The following is a 1016-nucleotide window of genomic DNA, read 5'->3' as shown; positions in this document are numbered from 1 at the left end:
GGATGCGAAAACAGCTCGGCTGCGGGAGCAGCGGCTGACGGCTGACATTCCCTATGCGAGTTCGGCGCCTAGGAAAAAGCGCGAGAACGCGGGGCCCCAATAGCCCACCACCGCTCGCGATGACGGAACATCGGCGCGAATAGATCTCAAGCGGTTCGGTTTCTGGTGTTCATGCCTGGTAACCTGACGCAAAAAGGTTGCGAAGACCGCGCACCAGAAACGTTAGTCATCCACAGGACCGTCCAAATGAGCAGTCAGCGCGCAGTGCGCAACTGCTGTTGCTGGGTCGCCATAAAGTTCTTCGCCCGCTTCAATGGCACGCACGGCATCAACCAGATCCCGGATCGTCAAAGTTGGTAACTTTGCCCTTCCGGTGGGCTAGTGGCGGCTGGAGCCCGCCGCAAACGATTTGGATCGTGCGATTGTAGAGATTGAACATGTCTGATGATCCATAAGCCGATGAAGGTCAACGGCAAGATCACCTGGCACACCGAGCGGTTTCGAGACTGAAGGACGCTGCTGAGGGCATCGCCTTAGAGTGGAGCGAAAATAGCGCTCGGATTAACTTGACGGAGCATTAGCTATCGCTAACGATTGTGTTTGGGCAGGTGGTGCCCTCCATCGCCTGCTGAAGATCGGCCCCCCGATCGGGCCCGCGACCTCCGCCAGAGGCGCGGGCTTTCGCTTGCCCAAAGCGAAGCGTCTTCAGCGCTCCCGTCCGTTTCGCTGTCCTCATCGATTTGGCGCACCGGGAGATAGGCGCTGGTCATGGTCCAAAGGCAAAGGGCAGGGGCAGTTTCGCGTCAGGCGACTTTGGCCGTCCGTTTCGCAGGAGCCTTCTTTTGGGGAACCGGCTTCCGCCCAAGCCCAAAGGACTTCGCCAAAGCGGACCGCTGTTCCGCATAGTTCCGCGCCACCATCGGATAGTCATCCGGTAGCTTCCACTTAGCGCGATACTCATCCGGCGTCAGGCCAAGGTTACGAAGGTGGCGCTTCAGCGATTTGAACTTCTTGCC

General features: G+C 58.8%; 1 protein-coding gene. It reads right to left on the bottom strand.

What is annotated here, in order from left to right:
• Positions 1–803: 803 nt before the first annotated feature.
• Positions 804–1016, bottom strand: a 213-nt coding sequence (locus FJ980_RS34345) for a MucR family transcriptional regulator (RefSeq protein ID WP_181181436.1), incomplete at its 5' end; no start/stop codon positions are given.

It is taken from the genome of Mesorhizobium sp. B1-1-5 (genome assembly GCF_006443065.1).
Classification (GTDB): domain Bacteria; phylum Pseudomonadota; class Alphaproteobacteria; order Rhizobiales; family Rhizobiaceae; genus Mesorhizobium.
The sequence above is the reverse complement of the archived record's forward strand: the minus strand, read 5'-3'. Positions and strand labels throughout refer to the sequence as shown.